Genomic DNA, 18,769 nt, shown 5'->3' with positions numbered 1-18,769 from the left:
CGACTCTAACTCGCCGCGCGCAACTCCCTTTCGCGGATCGCGTGTTCGTCGGTGCGGGCGTCGTACCCCCAGAAGTCGCGCAGGCAGGCCGCGGTCACGACCACGCCGGCGACGCACAGGATGCCGCCGCTGACGATCGACGTCCGGACGCTGGTGAGGTCCGCGACCAGGCCGGACCGGGACTGGCCGCCGAGCGGGCCGAGCGAGTAGGACAGCATCTCGATCCCGGCCAGCCGGCCGCGCATCTCGTCCGGGATGGTCTGGTTCCAGATCACCGAGCGGAACAGTCCGGAGATCATGTCCGCGCCGCCGGCGATCCCGAAGAACGCGATCGCGAACCAGATGTTCGGCGCCAGCCCGGCGACGCCGACCGAGGCACCCCACGTGATGGTCGCCAGTACGACGGCCCGGCCGTGGTGATGCACCCGTCGGGCCCAGCCGCTGGTCAGGGTGGCCAGCATCGCGCCGATCGCCTCCGCGCTGTAGAGGAGACCGAGCAGTTTCGGCTGCTGCAGCACCTCGGTCGCGAACGCCGGGAACAGCACGATCGGCATCGCCAGGAACATGCCGACCATGTCGACGGCGTACGTCCCGAGCAGGTCCCGGCGGCGGAAGGCGTAGCGGATGCCCTCCCCGATCGCGCGCAGGCTCGGCGGCGTGCTGTGCTCGCTCACCTTGTACGGGCGAAGCAGCAGGTAGAGCAGGGTCGCGACGGCCAAACCGGCGAGCTCGACCGTGAACGCCCAGGCGACACCCGCGGTCGCGACCAGGACGCCGCCGAGCGCGGGACCCGCGAGCTGGCCGACCTGGAGGGTCAGCGCGTTCAGCGTGACCGCGGCCGGCATCTCCTTGTGTTTCACCACCCGCGGGAAAAGCGCGTCCCGGCTCGGGCGCTGCAGTGACGACGCGATCGCATTGAGACCACCGCAGACGTAAATGAGCCAGACCTGCGGATTGGAAAGCAGAGTGTTGGCGAGCAGCAGGGCACAAATGACCACTTGCGCTATCCCGGTGCCGATCAGCATTTTCCGCCGGTCGACGTGGTCCGCGAGCGCACCGCCGTACAGGCCGAACACGACGAGTGGCGCGATCGTCACCAAACCCATCGCGCCGACGGCGAAGTTCGAGTGCGTCAACTGGTACAGCTGGTACGGCAGGGCGACGTACCCGACCATGCCGCCCAGAAAGAACACCGATCCGGAGATCACCAGGATGCGGAAGTCGCGGGAACCACGCCACGGCGTCAGATCGACGCGGAGCCGGGAAAGCCGTTCTCGGACACTTGATGACACCGGCACATGGTGGCATGCACCCTCGCTCCGGGAAGAACCCTTTTTCGTCCCTACCGTCGAACCGATTGGTTGCCCACGGCGTCAATCATCCCGGTCCGGAACCGCCGGTCGCTGAGTCATCGCTCAAATGAGTGGGAGCAGCGGGCCGAGGTCGGTGCGTTCGCCGCTGGCCCGGAGCTTGCCGGAGCTCCGGGCCTCCGGCCAGGTGGTGCGGCCGAGGGCGAGGTCGATCCACAGCTCGGGCGGGAGCTCGACCACAGCGCCCGGGGTGCCACGCGTGTGCCGGGGGCCTTCGATGCACTGCACGGCGCCGTACGGCGGGACCCGGACCTCGACCGCGTGCCCGGGAGCCTTGGCGACCAGGAGCTTGAGCAGCTGCTTGGTGAGCAGCTTGAGGTCCGCGCGATCCGCCGTACCGGCGTCGTACCGCTGCAGGGCCTGGGCGAAATCGGGATCCACGACGAGCCAGCGTACGCGGGGATTGTGGGGTCGCCCCCTTCGTGGTCGATAATCAGGCGGGAAAGAGGGAAGCGAGGTCGGGATGCTCACGCCCAGGCACCAGGCGCTGCTGATGACGCTGGCGGGAATGACCGTCGGCGTAGCCGTGTTCGGCGGCGTACTGGCGATCAACGGGGACTTGCTGGGGACCGACACCCCGGCTGGGAACGTGAACAACAGCCAACCCGCGCCGACCACACCGTCCTGCACGGACTGCCTGCAGGCGGACTCGCTGCAGTACACGCTGCAGACCTTCGGCACCAAGAGCGACCCGGTGTCCGCCGAGGTCCCGAACGGGTGGAAGAGCGCCCAGGAGGGCACCCGGCCGCGGTTCATCGACCCGAGCGGGGTCTGGCAACTACGGTTCGACACGCGCGGGAGCAGCAAGTCGCCGGACGAACTGGTGGGCAGCCGCGAGCGCAGTATCGACGAGCAGGGCCTCAAGGTGATCAGCCGCGACAACGGCACGCTGATCTACACGTACGTCGACCAGACCCGCGGACCGCGGATGGGCCTGTCCCGCTGGATCTCCCAGGACGGCGGCCAGAAGACCGCCGTCGAGATCACCGTCGGCGGCCGCCCGAAGGACGAAGCAGCCCTCCGCGCCGTCCTCGAGCAGGCCACTCAAACGTTGCAGCTACCCACGGCGGACAACGACACCCGCCCCAGCTAACACTTGATGTCGGCGGTGGGCGCCGTACCTTGCAGGAGGTAGCTCTCCACGGCGTTGTCCACGCAGGCGTTGCCGGCCTTGTAGCCGGTGTGCCCGTCGCCGTCGCGGGTGATCAGGACACCGCTCTCCAGCTGACCCGCCAGCCCGACGGCCCACTCGTACGGCGTCGCCGGGTCGCGCGTGGTGCCGACGACCACGATCGGCTTGGCGCCGGCCGCCTTGATCGCGTGCGGCTGGTTCTCCGGCTTGACCGGCCAGTTCGCGCAGGCCATCGAGCCCCAGAGCAGGAAGGCCCCGAACCGCGGTGACGCTGCCTTGTACTCCGGCTCCTCCGCCTTCGCCTGCGCGATCGAGCTGATGTCCGGGCGGTCCAGGCAGTTGACCGCGTAGATCGCCTCGTTGCTGTTGTTCGAGTACCCGCCCGGCTCGCGGCTGGTGTACTCGTCGGCGAGCGCCAGCAGGCGGGCGCCGTTCCCGGCCAGCCCGTCCAGGACCGCGTCCTCGAGCCGCGGCCAGAAGTCCTTCACGTACAGCGGGTAGATCACGCCGAGCACCACCAGCGCCTGCGTGACCTCACGCCTCCCGTCGCCGGGCAGCGGGGTCGCGTCACTGTCGTTGATCAGCTTGTCGACCTTGGCGAGCACCTCCTGCTTGGTGCTGCCGAGTCGGCACGACCGCTGCGCGCAGTCCTCCGCGAACGCGTCCAGCGCGGTGTCGAAGCCCTTCGCCTGGGCCATGTTGTTCTGCTTCGAGGACTTCGACGGGTCCACCGCGCCGTCCAGCACCAGGCGGCCGACGTTCTTCGGGAACAGCTCGGCGTACGTCGCACCTAGGTAGGTGCCGTACGACATGCCGAGGTAGTACAACTCGGAATCGCCGACGATTCCCCGCAGTACGTCGATGTCGCGCGCCGCGTCCTTGGTCGACACGTGCGGCAGCAGCTCACCGGAGCGCTGCTGGCACCCGTTCGCGAAGACCTTGGACTCCTCGTTCAGCTCGTTGATCTCGGCGTCGTCGTCCGGGCTGCCGTCGGTCGCGATGTACTTGTCCATCTGCGCGGTGTCCAGGCAGCGCACCGGCGTCGACTGCCCGACCCCGCGCGGGTCCCAGCCGATCACGTCGAACTTCCGCAGCAGCTGCGCGCCGAGCACGAACCCGGCCGAGGCGGCGAACTCCTGCCCCGAGGCGCCCGGACCACCCGGGTTGATGAACAGCGTGCCGATCTTGCCGGCCCGGTCCCGCGCGAGCACCTTGCGGGCCCGGAGCTCGATCGTCTCGCCGGTCGGCTTCGAGTAGTCCAGCGGGACCTCGATGGTCGCGCACTGCTGGTTGGAGCCACAGCGCTCCCAGTCCGGCTGCTGCTGGTAGAACTTCTCCAGGCCGGCGGGGATCGGGCCGGCCGGACCCTTCGTCGGGTTGCTGCCGCTGCCGGTCGAGCCGGTCGTGCCCTCCGCTCCGGCGTCCTGGGCGCGGCTCGCGATCCCACAGCCGCTCACCAGCACCGCGAGAACCGCAAACACAGCAACCCCTCGCTTGGCCCGGGAGCTGGTCAGCCCTGCGCGGGGGGTGGTCGTTGTGCGGTAACTCACTGCGGGCTGTCTCCCTCGTCGTCATGGTGCAAGCGCCGGCGCCGCCGCGGCTTCCTTCGCCTCGGCTCCGTGGCCTCCTCGGCTGCCGCGATCTCCGTGGGTTCCGCGGTCGGCGTGGTCGTCGCCGTCGCGGCCTCGGGCTCCACGGGTACGTCGTCTGCCGGTACGTCGACGATCGGCGGGGCGTCCGGTGTCGTCGTACTGGAGGCTTCGTACTGCTGGCGCGGCGAGCAGACGTCCGCCCGGCTGCAGGCGCAGCGCCGGCCCGACGCCGCCAACCGCACCACCACGGTGTCGCTCGGCACGTTGTGTCCGACCACCACTCCATCACCCGCGGGGGTCTCCACGTGCGTCCCGGCCGGCGGGGCCTTGGCGTTGAACTCCTGGTAGAGCGGGTGCTCGTACTTCAGGCAGCACATCAGCCGGCCGCAGGCGCCGGAGATCTTCAGCGGGTTCAGCGGCAGGTCCTGGTCCTTCGCCATCCGCACGCTGACCGGCTCGAAGTCCTTCAGGAACGTCGCACAGCACAGATCCCGCCCGCACGGCCCGATCCCACCCTGCAGCCGCGCCTCGTCGCGCGCACCCACCTGCCGCAGCTCGATCCGCGCCCGCAGCCCACGCGCCAGATCCCGCACCAACTCCCGGAAGTCGACCCGGTGCGGCGCGGAGAAGTACACGATGACCAACTGGTCCACATCCGCGCGGCGATCCACGAAGTCGATCCCGACCACCTTCATCGGCAGCCCATGCTGACGAATCAACCGCTTCGCCGTCACCCGCGCATCAGCCCGCCGCTGCCGGTTCTGCTCATCCCGGTCCAGATCCGCGGTCGTCGCGATCCCCTCACACAGCGGCAGCCCGCCGATCTCCTCCGTGACGTACTGCGGCGCCCACACACACTCGGCCACCTCAGGCCCGTCATCGGTCGGAACCAGCACCTTGTCCCCGACACGCGGACGATGCGGGCCGGGGTCCAGGTAGTAGAGCCGCCCGTACCGCTCGAACGACACCGCCATCACCATGCCCACGCGGCCAGCGTACTTGCACGACTGATAATGAGCCCACGCGTGCTACGCCAGCTCCTGCGTCGCCCCCGCTCCGCCCGCTCCCACCCGCCCCCGGCTCAGCGCCGTCCTTCCCCTACCCGGCTGCCGCCGGGGTTTGCGGGCTCCCGCCCGCCCCTGCGTGCTCCTTCGTCACCCGCACTCGAGTGATACGCCGGCGCCCGTCCGCAGGACAACTGCCCCTCACGGCGACCTGCGCCGTGCGGCGTGGACGCGTTCTAAGATTGCGGATCGGCAGGGGCGTAGTAGCTGGTGAGCATCTCGGTGGTCCAGGCCGGCTGATAGGTAGCACCTCGGGGCCCGAACTCGCTGAACCACGGTTTGATGTCGATCACCGGAGTGCCGTCTACGGCGTCGAGGTCCTCGACGTGAAGATCGAGCCCGTCGACCTTCAGCAGGCGGCAACGGGAGACGCCGAGCCAGTTGATCCGGCGCATATTGCGGTGGCCGAAGGCCCCGACCTCGGGCCAGTCGGGGTTGTCCCGGGGTCGGCGGGCGCCGAGGTTGAGGTCGGTCTGGTCGGTGAGATGAAAGAAGAACACGACCTCGAGGTGGGAAAAGGCCTCCAGACCGGCCACAGATCGTTCGTCGAATCGGTCGCCGTCGATGCGCAGGATGGCGCGAGTGCCGCCCAGTAGTCGTCGGTCGGATCGGGTCGGCCGCCGACGACCTGAGCAACTGGTTCGACCGTGATAGCGCGCTGCGTCATGGAGAGGATCCTTCGCTTGGGGTTGGTGAGCAGGGTGTCACCTCGCTGCGGAGGCAAGATAACGGCACACTGATCGAGTTCGGCAGCAGCGCGAGCCAGGTTCACGACGCCGGGCACCCGCACCACCGCGACCGACACGGCCGCGCGGACATCGGATGGGAGGCGACGACCAATGGCTGAACTCACTGCCCCGTGGACCGAGTTCGACTACGCCGTGGTCGACGTCGAAGGCAACGGTCAGCAGCCGCCCGACCTTGTCGAGATCTCGATCGTCGCGATCGAAAACGGCACAATCGGTCCGCCGAAGACCTGGTTGGTCCGGCCGCCGCGGCAGATCACTGCGATGGCGCGACGCTTCCACAGGATCACTGACGACATGGTCGCCGCAGCTCCCACGATCGCCGACCTCGACGGGCAGTTGCGTGAAGCGCTTGGCCGCACGGTATTCGTCGCCCACAACGTGCGCGTTGATCTCGGCGTGGTCAGCCGCGAGCTACCCGGCTTCCAGCCCGCGCAGGTCCTCGACACCCTGAAGCTGGCCCGACGGCTCCACCCCGGCCGCGGTTCTTACAAACTCGGCGCCCTGATCGACGCGTTCGGACTGGCCGACGGCCTACCAAGCGACCTGGTACCGCATCGTGCAACGTACGACGCCATCGTCTGCGCCCGCCTCCTGGTTCACCTGGCCAGCCCGCCCGATCGCGCCCCGCTCACCCTGACCGAACTACTGGACACCATGGGTCGCAAGGCCCGCACGGGTACCGCTGCCAATGAACCGGCCGCGACTCTCTTCTGAGTACGGCGCCGGCCTCTTCGTCACCATCGGCACGTCTTGACCCGAGACAAGCCGAGTTGCTCCCAAGCTGGCACTCAGCTCGCCCTGCCAGCACAACGATCCGTAGGAAATCCTCTACATCAACATGGCTGATGTAGGGGATATCCGGTTCTCCTGTCTGATGTGTGGGTCGGCTTGGTGCCCCACCTCGCGACCGATGGCGGTCGAGCGCACCGCACCCATGCCACCCCGCGAACAGGATCCCCCGATGATGCGGACCGCCAGGCCATCACAATCACCACCTACGACCCGGCACCCTGCCTGCCACCACCGACGCCAGCCGATTGTGATGGCCCGGCGGTCCGCCACTCGACAGCCCCCAACAACTCAACACCCCAATGGCTTGCGCTCGCTCAACCCGCGCCCCACACATCCGTCACAAGAGGGGATCTCCGTCCGTGTTGTGCCTTCTCCTCTCGCGTATCGAGGGAGAAGGCACAACAGCACCGGATATCCGACGCCCCGTATTCGGTTGCCAGCCGAGGCGACTGCATCCCATTGGCTCACGCCGCGTCGCGGGCACTGGAGCCGGAGACGGGCGCCAGCTGGGCGGTCGCCGGGAGGCGGTTGTTGGCGTCGATGCGCCGGGCAGGTGGTCGAGGGCGTGCGACGGAGGAGCGCGCAGGGCCGGCGGTAGCCGGGGTGGCGGCGGGAGCCGCAGAGGCGGGCGGTAGCCCGCAGCAGGTTGGGTGGGTGGGAGCGCGCGTAGCAGGGGCGACGAAGGAGTCCCTGTGTAGCACGCGTGGGGCAGAAGAATCAGCGTTTGGTGCCTTTGATGCTTCCGGTTAGTTGGTCGAAGTCGGGGCCGTAGGCGGCGCAGACGACGAGGCGGTCTTCGTCGTTCCAGAGTTGGCGGGTGGGGGTCCAGTAGTCCCATTCCAGCTCGGTGGACTTGACGGTGGAGCCGACGTACTTGGTGAACTCCGTGGTGCAGGCCTGTTCGCCGGCCTTGTCGACCTCGCGGTCGCCGGGGTACGGGCCGTCGGGGAGGGTGACGCCGGCGATGATCTCGCCGTCGTGCAGGTCGGCGCAGGGGCGGCGGACGACCTCGTCCTCCTCGTCGGCATCGTCGAAGCACTCGCCGACGGCGAGGTCGTCGATGTACGTCGTCGCGGTCGAGTACGACGAACTGGGCTCGGGGGCGCCGTAGTAGTCGTCGTCGCTGGTCGCGCCGATCACGCCGAGGGCGACGATCAGGATGAGGTACAGCAGCCAGCCGATGGTGATCAGGCTGCCGATCACCAGACCGGCGATCGCCATGCCCTTGCCGTCCTGGGGGCGCTTCTTGAGCTGCGACAGCGCGATGATCCCGAGCACCAGGCCGACCGGGCCGGCGATGGGGATGCACAGGCCGCCCAGGCTGGTTGCCAGCGAAGCGATCGCCATGCCGTTGTTGCCACCGTCCGACCCGGGATACCCGTACCCGTACGGCGTCGGCCACGACCCGGCCGACGGATACCCAGGCTGCCCGTACGGCGCCTGCGCCCCAGGTTGCCCGTACGGCGACGACCCAGCCGCCGCCTGTCCGTACGGCGACCCGCCCGGCTGCTGCCCGTAAGGCGACCCCGCGGGCTGTTGTCCGTACGCCGACTGCCCCGCCGACTGGTGCGGTTGCCCCGGAGCCGCCCACTGCGTCGCCCCGGGCTGCCCGGACGACTGCTGCCCGGACGTCTGCCCGTAGGGCGACTGCCCCGACTGCCCGGACGAGGGCTGCCCCGACTGCCCGTAAGGCGACTGCCCTGGCTGCCCGGCCGAAGACTGCCCCGGCTGGCCGGACGGCTGCCCCGCCTGCCCCGCCGGTGCCCCGCTCTCAGACGGCTGGGGTGGTTGCCCGGGGCGTCCGTACGTCGGGAACGACCGAGGCGTGTCCTGTGGCCGGCCCTGGTCCGGTCCGTACGGTGGTTGGCTCACGTTTGCTGTCCCCCGCTGGTGCTACCGCTGCGACCCGCGCATGCTACCCGTCAAGTGGGTCCCCGGCATGCCGAGCAGGCACAGGACGTTGCCGTCAGCAACTGCGCGGTCGCCGAGCACGACGTAGTACATGTCCAGTTCCGACTGCTCGTACGACTTCCCGACGAACGCGCTGAAGGCGGTCGCACACTGCTGGGTGGCCACCGTGCCCTTGTCCTCGGCCGAGAGCCCGGCCAGGTTCGCCCGGACCTTCGCGTACCCCTCGCCGGTGTGGGCGACGGCACAGTCGGCGATCCGCACCACCCGCAGCGTCTCCGCCTCCAGGTCCGCGTCGAAGCACTGCTGTACGGCGACCTGCGAGATGGCGACCGTACGGCCGATCCCCGCCCGGCGCTCGCCGTACAGGTTCAGGGCGACCGCGATGGCGATCGCGACCGTCCAGGCCAGGCTGATCGCCAGCGCGCCGTACGCGAGCCGCTTGCCCCGGCTGCCGGTCCGCTTGATCCGGCGCAACGCGATCCCGGCCAGCACCACGGCGATCGGGACCAGCCCGGGCAGGCTGGTCACCAGCGCGGCCACGGCGTAGCGGTCCTGGCGCTGCTGTGCGGGAGTCGGTACACCCGCGAGCCAGGACTCGGCCGGCGGCAAGGATGGCCGGGCAGGCTGGATCGGGGGCGGTTGCGTCATGCAGTTCCGTTCGGGCAGGGCGCCGAGCGGTCTGCCCGGACACCCAGACATCGGACCGGCCGGTCTCGGTGTTACAGCCGCTGCCCGCTAACCGGACGCAGGTGTCACCCTTCGAACAGCGCGATCGTCATCGCCTCGAGAGCCAGCAAGGGTGCGACGTTGGTCTCGATCGCCTCTCGGCAGGCGGCCAGCGCGTCGATCCTTCGAATCGTCTGCTCCGGGGTGGTTCTGCCCGCGTATTGCTCGATGTTCGATCGGAGCTCGGCGTTGATCAACTCGGCGCCGGCCCGGGTCTGAACCATCAGAACGTCGCGGTACAAGGCCATCAGGTCAACCAGTGACCGGTCGAGCACGTCGCGTTCCCACCGCTTGGCCCGGGCCTTCTGCTGATCCTCGAGTTCCTTCAGCGCGGCGTTCGCTTCCCGGGGCTTGGCGCCCTTCGTGCCGACTCCGAGTGCCTGCTCGAGTGCGGCGCGTTCCTTCTCGTCGACCTTCGCCGCACTGGCCTTCGCCTCGTCCTTCGCCGCCTCGACCAGCTGTTGTGCGGCCTTCAGACAGGCGCCGAGGTCGCGGAGCGCGAACGGGACCTCCAGCACCTTCGTCCGCCGAGCCCGCACCTCCTCGTCGCGCGCCAGCGCCCGGGCCCGGCCGATGTGACCCTGCGCGGCCCGCGCGGCGAACCCGGCCAGCTCCGGATCGACGCCGTGCTTGCCGATCAGCATGTTCGCCACCGCGTCCACCGGCGGTGTGCGCAGCACCAGCAACCGGCAGCGTGACCGGATCGTCGGTACGACGTCCTCGACGGTCGGCGCGCACAGCACCCAGACCGTCCGTGGTGCGGGCTCCTCGATGCTTTTCAGCAGCGCGTCGGCGGCCTGCTCGGTCAGCCGGTCCGCGTCCTCGACGACCATCACCTGCCAGCGGCCCTGGGTCGGGCTCATCGCGGCCCGGCGGATCAGCTCGCGGATCTCGCTGACCCGGATCGACAGCAGCTCGGTGCGGATCAGCGACACGTCCGGGTGCGCGCCGGTGAGCGCCGTACGGCACTCGTTGCACTCGCCGCAGCCCTGGTTCTCGCACTGCAGCGCGGCCGCGAACGCCCGGCCCGCGTTCGACCGCCCGGACCCGGGCGGCCCGGTGATCAACCAGGCATGAGTCATCCCCGCGACCGCGGCACCCGTCTCCCCGCGCATGCCGGCCTCTGCACCCGCCACGGCCTTCTGCAGTACGGCGACCGCCGGCTCCTGCCCGACCAGGTCGTCCCAAACGGTCATGGGGCCTCCCGGCCTGGACTGAGGAGCGGAGGGAGCGAAGCGACTGGAGGGACGAGGGAAGGCCGGGAGTTACAGCCCCATGACCACGCCGGCGCCGGAGGCCCGGCCAAAAGCACCGTCATAGATCCACCTTCGGGAGCATGGGTTGGACACGGGCGCGGATCTGGGCGGCGATTTCGTCGCGGTCCTGGGTGGCGTCGACGACCAGGTAGTGCTGCGGCTCGGCCGCGGCCAGCTCGAGGAAGGCGTTGCGCACCCGCAGGTGGAAGTCGTGCGACTGGGCCTCGATCCGGTCCCGCTCGGTGAACCGGTCGAGCCCGCTCTTCGGCGGCAGGTCGAGCAGGATGGTCAGGTTCGGCCGGAGGTCGTCGGTCGCCCAGCGGTTGACCCGCTCGACGTCGGTCAGGTCGAGGTCCCGCCCGGATCCCTGGTAGGCCAGCGCGGAGTCGACGTACCGATCGGTGATGACGACGGCTCCGGCCTTCAGCGCGGGCTTGATCACCGAGTCCACGTGCTCGGCCTTGTCGGCGGCGTACAGCAGCGCCTCGGCGCGATGCGAGATGTCACCGGTGGCCGGGTCGAGCACGATCTGCCGCAGGGTCTTGCCGAGGTCGGTGGCGCCCGGCTCGCGGGTGAGCAGCACCTGCTGGCCCTGCTCCTTCAGCCAGCCGACCAGCAGCGCCGACTGGGTCGACTTGCCGGCGCCCTCGCCGCCTTCCATCGCGATGAACAGGCCGGTGGTCGGGTAGACACCGGGGGTCTTGCCGAAGCTTCGCCGCACGTCGCGCCAGAACGGGACACCCGGTCGGTCGTCCATCTGCCGCCAGGCGATCAGGCCGATCACGCCGGCCAGGATGGCCGCGATCAGCATCGTGAGCGCGGCGCCGTTGTACGTCCACGACTGCCCGCCGATGGACCAGGTACGGCGACCGATCGCGCCGGCGGCGAACGGGGCGATGGCCAGGGTGACTGCGAGGACGGTCCGGACCGCGGACTGAACGAACGCGAAGGTCCGGCCGCGGACCGCGTCCGGGACCTCGAGACCGAGCAGCGTGTAGCCGGAGACCCAGGATGCGCCGGCGCAGAAGCCGAGCAGGATCGCGATCATGGTGGCGATCTCGATCTGCTGGATCAGCGCCAGCCCGGCCAGGCAGATCCCGGAGCCGACCAGGCCGGCCGCGAACAACCGGCGCCGGGACAGGCCGGAGAACAGCCGGGGCGCGAACCCCATGCCGAGGGCCAGACCGCCGAACACCGCGCCGAACAGGACGCCGTACCCGGGATCGCCGGCCTTGAGGTCCTCGACGTAGGTGCGGCCGAGGCCGATCACGACCGCGCCGGCCGCGAACGCTCCGGAGATGCCGACCACCAGACCGCGGACGACCGGCGTCTTGGTGACGTAGGACCAGCCCTCGACCATCGTCCGCCACAGCGTCGGATGTTCCTCGTGCTCGTGGATGGCCCGGCCGATCTCGGACACCGACACGATCGCCAGCGCGGACACCACGAACGTTGCGGCGTTGACGTAAACGGCCAGATCGATGGCGAACTCGCCGAGCCCACGGGCGGCCAGGGTGATCGCGGTGAAGATCACGGCGGCCGGCAGCGCAGTGCCGTAGGTCGTGATCAGGCTGATCTGGTTGGCCGCCTCGAGGCGGTGCCGGGGCACCAGGTTCGGCACGCTGGCGTCCTTGGCCGGGCCCCAGACCAGGCTGACGATCTCGATCAGCACGGTCGCGACCAGCAGCCAGGTGAGCGTGCCGACGATCGGGATGGTGACGAAGAACGCGGCCCGGATCAGGTCGCCGAGGATCATCGTCCAGCGCCGGTCCAGCCGGTCCGCGACCCAGCCGGCCACCGGCCCCATCACCAGCGCGGGCAGCACCCGGAGGAACAGCACGCCGCCGATGGCGAAGTTCGCCGCCTGGTAGTCGTCACCGGCGAACGACTTCGCCATCGCGGTCAGCGCGAGCAGCCCGATCCAGTCGCCGAGGCTGGACAGCCCGAAGGCGATCCAGAGCCGCCGGAACGCCCGGATCCGCAGCACCGCGCGCACGTCATGCGCCGGTGCTGGATCAGTCATCGGGTCATAAACCTCCGGCACACCGCAAGACTAGTCGGCGGCATGGACAGCCTTGCGCAGTGCCGTCGCCAGCGCGTCCAGCGCGGCCTTCAGCTCGACCAGCGGCAGGAATCCGAACCCGAGCCGGAACACCCGCGACTCGTCGCCGAACCAGTCACCGTCGGCCAGCCGGACACTCAGCTCGGCAGTGGCTGCGCGGAACGCGTCGAGCGAGACGGCTGGTCGCACCCGGATGCAGCAGAGCGCGCCGGCGTCCGGCCGGACCCACTCGACCAGGTCCTGGTTCGCACGGACCCACTCGTCCGTCACGGCCAGCGAGTCCGCCAGCCAGCGACGCCGTACGCCGAGAATCTCGTCCTCCCGCTCGAATACCTTCACGGCCAGCGCCTCGGTGACCGGGGCACCGGTCACCACGGTGTTGAACTTCGCGTTCACGACCTGGTCGACGAGTTCGTCGTCGGTGCTGACCAGCCAGCCGACGCGCAGGCCGGCCGCGCCGTGACACTTCGACAGCGAGGCGACGACGACGACCTTGGACCCCAGGTGTACGGCGGTCTCCGCGATCGGATCGTCGCCGTACGCAGCCGTCCGATAGGTCTCGTCGACCATCAGGTAGGCATCCGGGCAGATCTCGCTCATCACGGCCACGATCTGCTGCAGCGTCTCGCGCGAAACCTCAACACCTGAAGGGTTCTGCGGAGTCGCGAGGCTGACCAGCTTGGTGTCGGGGGTGAGGTGGGCGCGGACGTGGTCCACGGTCAGTCGGTAGCCGTCGTCGAAGGACACAGGGATCTCGCGGACGTCGGCGCCCACGGACTCGTAGGAGTTGCGGGCCAACGGGAACAGCGGCGCGGTCGTCACGACCTGACCGCCGCCCTCCGCGACCAGATAGGCGAGCAGGAAGATCGCATGCATCCCGCCCACGGTGGTGACGACCTGGTCGGGACGTACGCCGTGGCGCTCGGCGAGCGCGGTCCGCAGCCGCAGGTCGCCGGACGCGGTGCCGTAGCCGAGCTCGAGGTCGCCGAGCTCCGGGGTCAGCAGGTCCGCCAGCCGCAGGTCAGGTCCATAGCTCTCGCCCAGGTCGTAAGTGGGCGTCACTTCGGTCAGGGACGCGATGTCGTTGCGAAGAAAGGTGGCCATACCGCCATCGTCCGAGCCCGGGTCTGGTCACCCCAGAGCCAATCCGGCACAATTGGTTCGCGAATGAGACCAATCGAGGTATGTGACCGTCTGGGCCGCTGGTCGTCCGGCCGCGGGCCGCTGTACGTGCTGCTCGCAGCCCGGATGCGCAGGCTGATCGACGACGGCGAGCTACCGCCGGGCGCGCTGCTGCCGCCGGATCGTGCGCTGGCGTCCGCGCTCGCAGTCGGCCGTACGACGGTGGTCGCGGCGTACGAGCTGTTGCGGTCCGAGGGCCGGATCACTCGGCGCCAGGGCAGCGGGACCCGGGTGGCGGGGAGTCAGTCGCCGGCGACGATCGAGGATGCGCCGGTCGACCCGATCTTCCTGGACTCGCTGGAGGCGCGGGACGACGACGTACTGCTCGCGATCTGCGCTGCGCCCGGCGATCCGCCTCCGCAGCTGGCCGAGGCGTACGAGCGGATCGTGCCGGCGCTGCGGGCGATCAGCGGGGACATCGGGTACTACCCATACGGTCACCCGGTCCTCCGGGAGGCGATCGCAGATCGGTACGGCGATCGCGGCGTACCGACATCTCCGGACCAGATCCTGGTGACGAACGGCGGCCAGCAGGCGCTGTCGCTGTTGGCGCATGCACTCGTGTCGCCCGGGGACCAGGTGCTGGTGGAGGCGCCGACGTACCCGGGTGCGTTGGAAGCGTTCCGCGAGGAAGCCGCCGTACTGCGTGGGCTGCCGGTCGGCCTGGTGGGGTTCGAGGCGGCGATGCGTGAGCGTCGTCCGGGGTTGGCTTATGTGATCCCGACGTACCAGAACCCGACCGGGTCGGTGCTGTCGCCGCTGGTCCGGGAGCGGCTGGCGCGGGCGGCCGCGGCAGCCGACGTACCGCTGATCGAGGACGAGGTGCCGGCCGACCTCGGCTTCCCGGGTACGGCGCCGCCGGCGCCGATGGCGGCGTACAGCGAGACCGTGATCTCGATCGGGTCGCTCAGCAAAAGCGTCTGGGGCGGCCTGCGGATCGGCTGGATCCGCGCCTCCGCCCCACTCGTCAACCGCCTCGCCCGCCTCCGCGCCGTCCACGACCTGGGCGGCAACGTCCCCGCCCAACTAGCCGCCGCCCACCTGGTCGCCCAACTGGACACCCTTGGCCTGGCCGACGAGCTCAAGCACCGCCACGACCACCTCAAGTCCCTCCTGGCCGAACACCTCCCCAGCTGGCAGATCCCAACCATCCAAGGCGGCCAGTGCCTCTGGGCCCGGCTCCCGCACGGCGACGGCAACTCCTTCGCCCAAACAGCCCTCCGCCACGGCCTGGCCATCCTCCCCGGCTCCGGCCTGGACGTCACCGGCGCGAGCGACCCCTACGTCCGCCTCCACTTCCGAGCCCGCCCCGAAGAACTGACCGAAGCGGTCCGCCGCCTGACCACCGCCTGGCAGTCCTACAACCCTCCACTCAACCGAGTACACCCCCGCCCAGCCATCGCGATCTGAGTGCGCGGGCGGGATCATCTGCCGCATGGACGATGTGGAGCAGTACTCGGACGAGAGCAGCGAGGGGTTGCAGCAGGCGACGACCGACCTCATCGGGGCGCTGCGAACCTACGCTGACGCGCTGCTCAGGCTCCGCGGCGGCGCAGCCGAGGCAGAGGAGTTGTTTGCTCGAAACGCGGCGATCGAGAGTGTGGTGGAGGCGTGGAACGAGGCTGTGTTCGAGCACACCGGGACGGCGCCGTTGCTCCTGGAGGTCATCGAGGAGCTCGACGAGGAGGCTGACGAGGAGCCGGTGGGTGGGGCGCTGAGCGTCATCACCCGGGTGGATCTGACACTCGAAAGTCCGGAAGCCTTGCTGGCGGCAGGGCGGGCCGCTTATCTCCGGCTGTGGCCGGATGAGACGGACGAGGATGCCGAGGTCGCGGTGGACGGGCCGGTGCAGGCGGTCTACACGATGGCGAATGAGGCGGGCGATCCCTGGCCGACCATGCCGGGGGCGGGCGTGCGCCGGGCGGTGCGGGCGTATGTCGTGCCCGAGAATCCCGACGACGTGGCCGTGGTCGAGGACGACCTGGACATGTTGCGGGAGGTCGTCCCGCCGCCGGGAACGCTGGTGTTCAGCGAAGCGTGGAGCTGATGCCCGGGTCGTGGATCGGCGCCGGAGCACCGATCCACGACCCGTATGGTCAGCTGGTGGTGAAGCGCACCGACAGGGTCGCCGGGGCGGTCTTCAGCTTGTCGCGGTCGGGGAGTTGGGGGCCGCAAGCGGCCGTGCCCACGCCGGTCTGGGCGATGTCCAGGGTCACGTAGGTGGTGTCACCGGGGACCAGGTCCGCGGTGTGCTTGGCGGTCTCGAGGTCGTGGCTGGTCCAGTCGCGGACGGTGAGGCCGAAGAGAGTGCCCACCGCCTCGAGGCGCAGACCGTCGAGGGTCGCCCAGCGAGTGTCGATGCGGTGGCCGTTCTCCTGCGGGCGGACGTACGGCGTCTGCAGCTCGGCGACCGTGGCCGAGTACTTGCCGACCGCGGCGGCCTCGCGGGTGTCGACGTACGCCTCGTTCGGGCCGGTGCCGAACCACTCGACCCGCTCCACCTTCGGCAGCTCGAAGGTGATGCCGAGCCGCGGCAGCACCTCCGGGAACTGACCCTCGGGTACGACGTTCAGGTCCAGAACGACGCCGCCGTCGACCGCGGTCCAGCGCCAGGTGCTGACCAGACCCCACTGCAGCTGCGGCGGCGCCGTACGGGTGACGACCTCCCAGGCCCCGTCGCGCTCGCCCTGCGAGACGATCCGGTGCTGCACGCGGTGCAGACCTTCCTCGCGCCAGGCGTTCGACCCCGGGGATGGCGTCGTTGTCGATCGGCGCACGCCAGACGTCCAGCCGAGCGTTCTGCACGCCCGCGACGCTGATCCCGCTCACACCGGCGACGCCGTCGGCCGGCGCACCACCGGTGACCGGCTCCACCGAAGCAGGCTCGTCCAGCCGGACCTGGCCCCACGCGATCCGGTGACCGGCCTCGGCCCACGCCGTCGCCGAAGCCAGCGACGCGGTGACCGTCACCCAGGTCTCCGGCTTCGAGCCATCCACCGCCGGCAGCTGCACTGTGGCCGTCGCACCGGGGGCGATCGCCGGCACCGACAGCTCACCGGCATCGACCTGCGATCCCTCGACCTCGACGACGTACGTGAAGGTCAGGTGGCTGGTGTCGAGCACCTCGTAGCGGTTCGTGATCGACACTCCACCGTTGCCATCAGCCACGATGCGGAGCGGCTCGATCACCTTGACGTACTCGAGCATGCCAGGCGACGGCGTCCGGTCCGGGAACAGCAGGCCGTCGCAGACGAAGTTGCCGTCGTGGATGGTCTCGCCGAAGTCACCGCCGTACGCGTAGACCTCGCGGCCGTCGATGGTGGTCCGGAGGCCGTGGTCGATCCACTCCCAGATGAAGCCGCCCTGGCAGCGCGGGTACTTGTCGAACACCTCGCGGTAGTCGAGCAGGCCGCCCGGCCCGTTGCCCATCGCGTGGCCGTACTCGCACAGGATGAACGGCAGGTTCCGGTACAGCTCCGGGTCCGCGCCGATCTCCGCGCAACCGGCCGGGTCGGTGTACATCCGGGAGTAGATGTCGACCCACTCGGCCTCGGTGTCGCGCTCGTAGTGCACCGGCCGGGACGGGTCGAGCTCCTTGGCCAGGTCGTACATCGCCTTCAGGTTGTCGCCCATCCCGCACTCGTTGCCGAGCGACCAGATGATGATCGCGGGGTGGTTCTTGTCCCGGTGCACGGTGCGCTCGATCCGGGACACCAGGTCGTCGTGGAACCGCGGGTCCATCACCGGGTTCGGCAGCTTCGGCGGCTGCGGCTCGTACCCGAACCCGTGCGTCTCCAGGTCGCACTCGTCGATCACGTACAGGCCGTACTCGTCGCACAGCGACAGGAAGTGCGGGTGCGGCGGGTAGTGGCTGGTGCGGACCGCGTTGATCCCGGCCCGCTTCATCAGCAGTACGTCGTCCAGCATGTCCTGCTCGGTGAGCGCCCGGCCGCGGTCGGGGTGGAACTCGTGCCGGTTGACCCCGTTGAACAGCACCCGGTTGCCGTTGACCGTGAGCACGCCGTCGGCGATCGCGACCGTCCGGAAGCCGATCCGCAGCCGCACCTCAACACCGTCGGTCCGGACCACCCCGTCGTACAGCCGCGGGCTCTCGGCCGACCACGGCTCGACCGCAGCGGTCACCTCGGTGCCGGTCGCGGTCTCGATCCCCAACTCGGGTACGACGAGAGTCCCGGCGACGTCGGAGTCGACCTTCAGCGTGCCGGTCCCGTCGGCGTAGGACGCGTGCACGAAGACGTCGGTGGGGGCGGTCGGCTTCAGCGCCAGCAGGTTGACCTCGCGGAAGATCCCGGACAGCCACCACATGTCCTGGTCCTCGACGTAGCTGCCGGCCGACCACTGGTGCACCCGGACCGCGATCCGGGCCTCCTTGCCGGGGGCAACCACGTCGGTCAGGTCGAACTCGGACGGCAGCCGGGAGCCGGACGACCAGCCGACCAACTCGCCGTTGACGTGCACCGCGAACCGCGAGTCGACACCCTCGAACCGCAGCACCACCCGCGCGCCGGCCCAGTCCGCCGGGACCGTGACGGTCCGGACGTAGTCACCGGTCGGGTTGTCGGTCGGCACGAACGGCGGCTCGAGCGGGAACGGGTAGACGACGTTCGTGTAGGCCGGGGCGCCGTACCCGCTGAGCTGCCAGTGACCCGGGACCGCGATGGTGTCCCAGCCGGTGGTGTCCGGGTCCTTCAGGTCGTCGGGGGCGTCGGCCACGCTCGGGGAAAGCCGGAAGCTCCACTCGCCGGTCAGCGGGAGCTTGGCCGAGTCGTCGTCGAGCCAGGCACGCGGAGGAAGCACGTTGGCGCCGGGAGCAAAGTCCTCGACATAACTGTGGTCATGGGTCACAGGCATCGAGCCTAAGCCCAAGCTGTTCACGAATCCACACTGATCAACAGATATGGACAGGACGGTG

At 69.7% G+C, this 18,769-nt stretch carries 16 protein-coding genes and 1 pseudogene; 5 read left to right on the top strand and 12 right to left on the bottom strand.

All coding sequences use genetic code 11. From position 1 onward, the window contains the following. Positions 1–5: 5 nt before the first annotated feature. Both ACIBGM_RS13935 and ACIBGM_RS13930 read right to left on the bottom strand, forming a co-directional pair. The gene (locus ACIBGM_RS13935) at positions 6–1,292 is read right to left on the bottom strand and encodes an MFS transporter (protein WP_360524576.1); all 1,287 of its coding nucleotides are present in this window, start codon (positions 1,290–1,292) and stop codon (positions 6–8) included. 123 nt (positions 1,293–1,415) lie between these two features. Then, the gene (locus tag ACIBGM_RS13930; protein WP_360524573.1) at positions 1,416–1,751 is read right to left on the bottom strand and encodes a sterol carrier family protein; all 336 of its coding nucleotides are present in this window, start codon (positions 1,749–1,751) and stop codon (positions 1,416–1,418) included. Between the two features lie 82 nt (positions 1,752–1,833). Between ACIBGM_RS13930 and ACIBGM_RS13925 the strand changes: the two genes are divergently transcribed. After that, complete coding sequence (locus tag ACIBGM_RS13925) at positions 1,834–2,463, top strand: hypothetical protein (RefSeq protein ID WP_360524570.1); 630 nt, start codon at positions 1,834–1,836, stop codon at positions 2,461–2,463. Here the strand turns inward: ACIBGM_RS13925 and ACIBGM_RS13920 are convergent. The 3 genes from ACIBGM_RS13920 to ACIBGM_RS13910 form a co-directional block, all read right to left on the bottom strand. After that, positions 2,460–3,983: an alpha/beta hydrolase gene (locus tag ACIBGM_RS13920; protein WP_360524567.1), complete on the bottom strand. Its 1,524-nt coding sequence runs from the start codon at positions 3,981–3,983 to the stop codon at positions 2,460–2,462. The two genes, ACIBGM_RS13925 and ACIBGM_RS13920, sit on opposite strands and share 4 nt — an antisense overlap. Before the next feature lie 65 nt (positions 3,984–4,048). Continuing rightward, entirely contained in the window at positions 4,049–5,074 is a 1,026-nt protein-coding gene (locus ACIBGM_RS13915; protein WP_360524871.1) for a regulatory iron-sulfur-containing complex subunit RicT, read from the bottom strand. Between the two features lie 260 nt (positions 5,075–5,334). After that, entirely contained in the window at positions 5,335–5,730 is a 396-nt protein-coding gene (locus tag ACIBGM_RS13910; protein WP_360524868.1) for a TrmO family methyltransferase, read from the bottom strand. Between the two features lie 267 nt (positions 5,731–5,997). On the opposite strand from ACIBGM_RS13910, the gene ACIBGM_RS13905 reads away from it, so the two are divergent. After that, positions 5,998–6,621, top strand: a complete 624-nt coding sequence (locus ACIBGM_RS13905) for an exonuclease domain-containing protein (RefSeq protein WP_396385649.1) — start codon at positions 5,998–6,000, stop codon at positions 6,619–6,621. A gap of 795 nt (positions 6,622–7,416) precedes the next feature. Here ACIBGM_RS13905 and ACIBGM_RS13900 read toward each other — a convergent pair. Beyond that, positions 7,417–8,046, bottom strand: a complete 630-nt coding sequence (locus ACIBGM_RS13900; protein ID WP_396385648.1) for a DUF4190 domain-containing protein — start codon at positions 8,044–8,046, stop codon at positions 7,417–7,419. Between ACIBGM_RS13900 and ACIBGM_RS13895 the strand changes: the two genes are divergently transcribed. Further along, a complete protein-coding gene (locus ACIBGM_RS13895) occupies positions 8,045–8,218 on the top strand; it encodes a hypothetical protein (RefSeq protein ID WP_396385647.1) in 174 nt (57 codons plus the stop codon). The genes ACIBGM_RS13900 and ACIBGM_RS13895 overlap by 2 nt on opposite strands. Positions 8,219–8,592: 374 nt before the next feature. Here ACIBGM_RS13895 and ACIBGM_RS13890 read toward each other — a convergent pair whose 3' ends face one another. From ACIBGM_RS13890 to ACIBGM_RS13875, 4 genes are all read right to left on the bottom strand, one after another. Further along, on the bottom strand, positions 8,593–9,258 hold the full coding sequence (locus ACIBGM_RS13890; protein ID WP_360524558.1) for a DUF4190 domain-containing protein: 666 nt from the start codon (positions 9,256–9,258) through the stop codon (positions 8,593–8,595). A gap of 104 nt (positions 9,259–9,362) precedes the next feature. Next, positions 9,363–10,532: a DNA polymerase III subunit delta' gene (locus ACIBGM_RS13885; RefSeq protein ID WP_396385645.1), complete on the bottom strand. Its 1,170-nt coding sequence runs from the start codon at positions 10,530–10,532 to the stop codon at positions 9,363–9,365. A gap of 118 nt (positions 10,533–10,650) precedes the next feature. After that, positions 10,651–12,615: a dTMP kinase gene (gene tmk / locus ACIBGM_RS13880; RefSeq protein ID WP_396385643.1), complete on the bottom strand. Its 1,965-nt coding sequence runs from the start codon at positions 12,613–12,615 to the stop codon at positions 10,651–10,653. Between the two features lie 30 nt (positions 12,616–12,645). Continuing rightward, complete coding sequence (locus ACIBGM_RS13875; RefSeq protein ID WP_396385642.1) at positions 12,646–13,758, bottom strand: pyridoxal phosphate-dependent aminotransferase; 1,113 nt, start codon at positions 13,756–13,758, stop codon at positions 12,646–12,648. A 63-nt stretch (positions 13,759–13,821) separates the two neighbouring features. On the opposite strand from ACIBGM_RS13875, the gene ACIBGM_RS13870 reads away from it, so the two are divergent. Beyond that, a complete protein-coding gene (locus tag ACIBGM_RS13870) occupies positions 13,822–15,246 on the top strand; it encodes a PLP-dependent aminotransferase family protein (RefSeq protein ID WP_396385641.1) in 1,425 nt (474 codons plus the stop codon). A gap of 25 nt (positions 15,247–15,271) precedes the next feature. Then, positions 15,272–15,883 carry a hypothetical protein gene (locus ACIBGM_RS13865; protein ID WP_360539013.1) on the top strand — a complete coding sequence of 204 codons (612 nt, stop codon included), beginning with the start codon at positions 15,272–15,274 and terminating at the stop codon, positions 15,881–15,883. Positions 15,884–15,932: 49 nt separating this feature from the next. Here ACIBGM_RS13865 and ACIBGM_RS13860 read toward each other — a convergent pair whose 3' ends face one another. After that, positions 15,933–16,547, bottom strand: a complete 615-nt coding sequence (locus ACIBGM_RS13860; protein WP_396385835.1) for a beta-galactosidase small subunit — start codon at positions 16,545–16,547, stop codon at positions 15,933–15,935. A gap of 238 nt (positions 16,548–16,785) precedes the next feature. Beyond that, positions 16,786–18,708, bottom strand: a pseudogene (locus ACIBGM_RS13855) (glycoside hydrolase family 2 TIM barrel-domain containing protein); the annotation flags it as partial. Between the last annotated feature and the right edge of the window lie 61 nt (positions 18,709–18,769).

Source organism: Kribbella sp. NPDC050470 (genome assembly GCF_044458365.1).
Lineage (GTDB): Bacteria > Actinomycetota > Actinomycetes > Propionibacteriales > Kribbellaceae > Kribbella.
Note: the sequence above shows the minus strand (reverse complement) of the source record. Positions and strands in the feature narration are given on the sequence as shown.

What these genes read in the sequence shown, in the direction of transcription:
- ACIBGM_RS13925 (WP_360524570.1), top strand. Translation starts at nt 1,834, where the DNA reads ATGCTCACGCCCAGGCACCAGGCGCTGCTGATGACGCTGGCGGGAATG.
- ACIBGM_RS13915 (WP_360524871.1), bottom strand. Translation starts at nt 5,074, where the DNA reads ATGGTGATGGCGGTGTCGTTCGAGCGGTACGGGCGGCTCTACTACCTG.
- ACIBGM_RS13905 (WP_396385649.1), top strand. Translation starts at nt 5,998, where the DNA reads ATGGCTGAACTCACTGCCCCGTGGACCGAGTTCGACTACGCCGTGGTC.
- ACIBGM_RS13895 (WP_396385647.1), top strand. Translation starts at nt 8,045, where the DNA reads ATGCCGTTGTTGCCACCGTCCGACCCGGGATACCCGTACCCGTACGGC.
- ACIBGM_RS13900 (WP_396385648.1), bottom strand. Translation starts at nt 8,046, where the DNA reads ATGGCGATCGCTTCGCTGGCAACCAGCCTGGGCGGCCTGTGCATCCCC.
- ACIBGM_RS13890 (WP_360524558.1), bottom strand. Translation starts at nt 9,258, where the DNA reads ATGACGCAACCGCCCCCGATCCAGCCTGCCCGGCCATCCTTGCCGCCG.
- ACIBGM_RS13885 (WP_396385645.1), bottom strand. Translation starts at nt 10,532, where the DNA reads ATGACCGTTTGGGACGACCTGGTCGGGCAGGAGCCGGCGGTCGCCGTA.
- tmk (WP_396385643.1), bottom strand. Translation starts at nt 12,615, where the DNA reads ATGACTGATCCAGCACCGGCGCATGACGTGCGCGCGGTGCTGCGGATC.
- ACIBGM_RS13875 (WP_396385642.1), bottom strand. Translation starts at nt 13,758, where the DNA reads ATGGCCACCTTTCTTCGCAACGACATCGCGTCCCTGACCGAAGTGACG.
- ACIBGM_RS13870 (WP_396385641.1), top strand. Translation starts at nt 13,822, where the DNA reads ATGAGACCAATCGAGGTATGTGACCGTCTGGGCCGCTGGTCGTCCGGC.
- ACIBGM_RS13865 (WP_360539013.1), top strand. Translation starts at nt 15,272, where the DNA reads ATGGACGATGTGGAGCAGTACTCGGACGAGAGCAGCGAGGGGTTGCAG.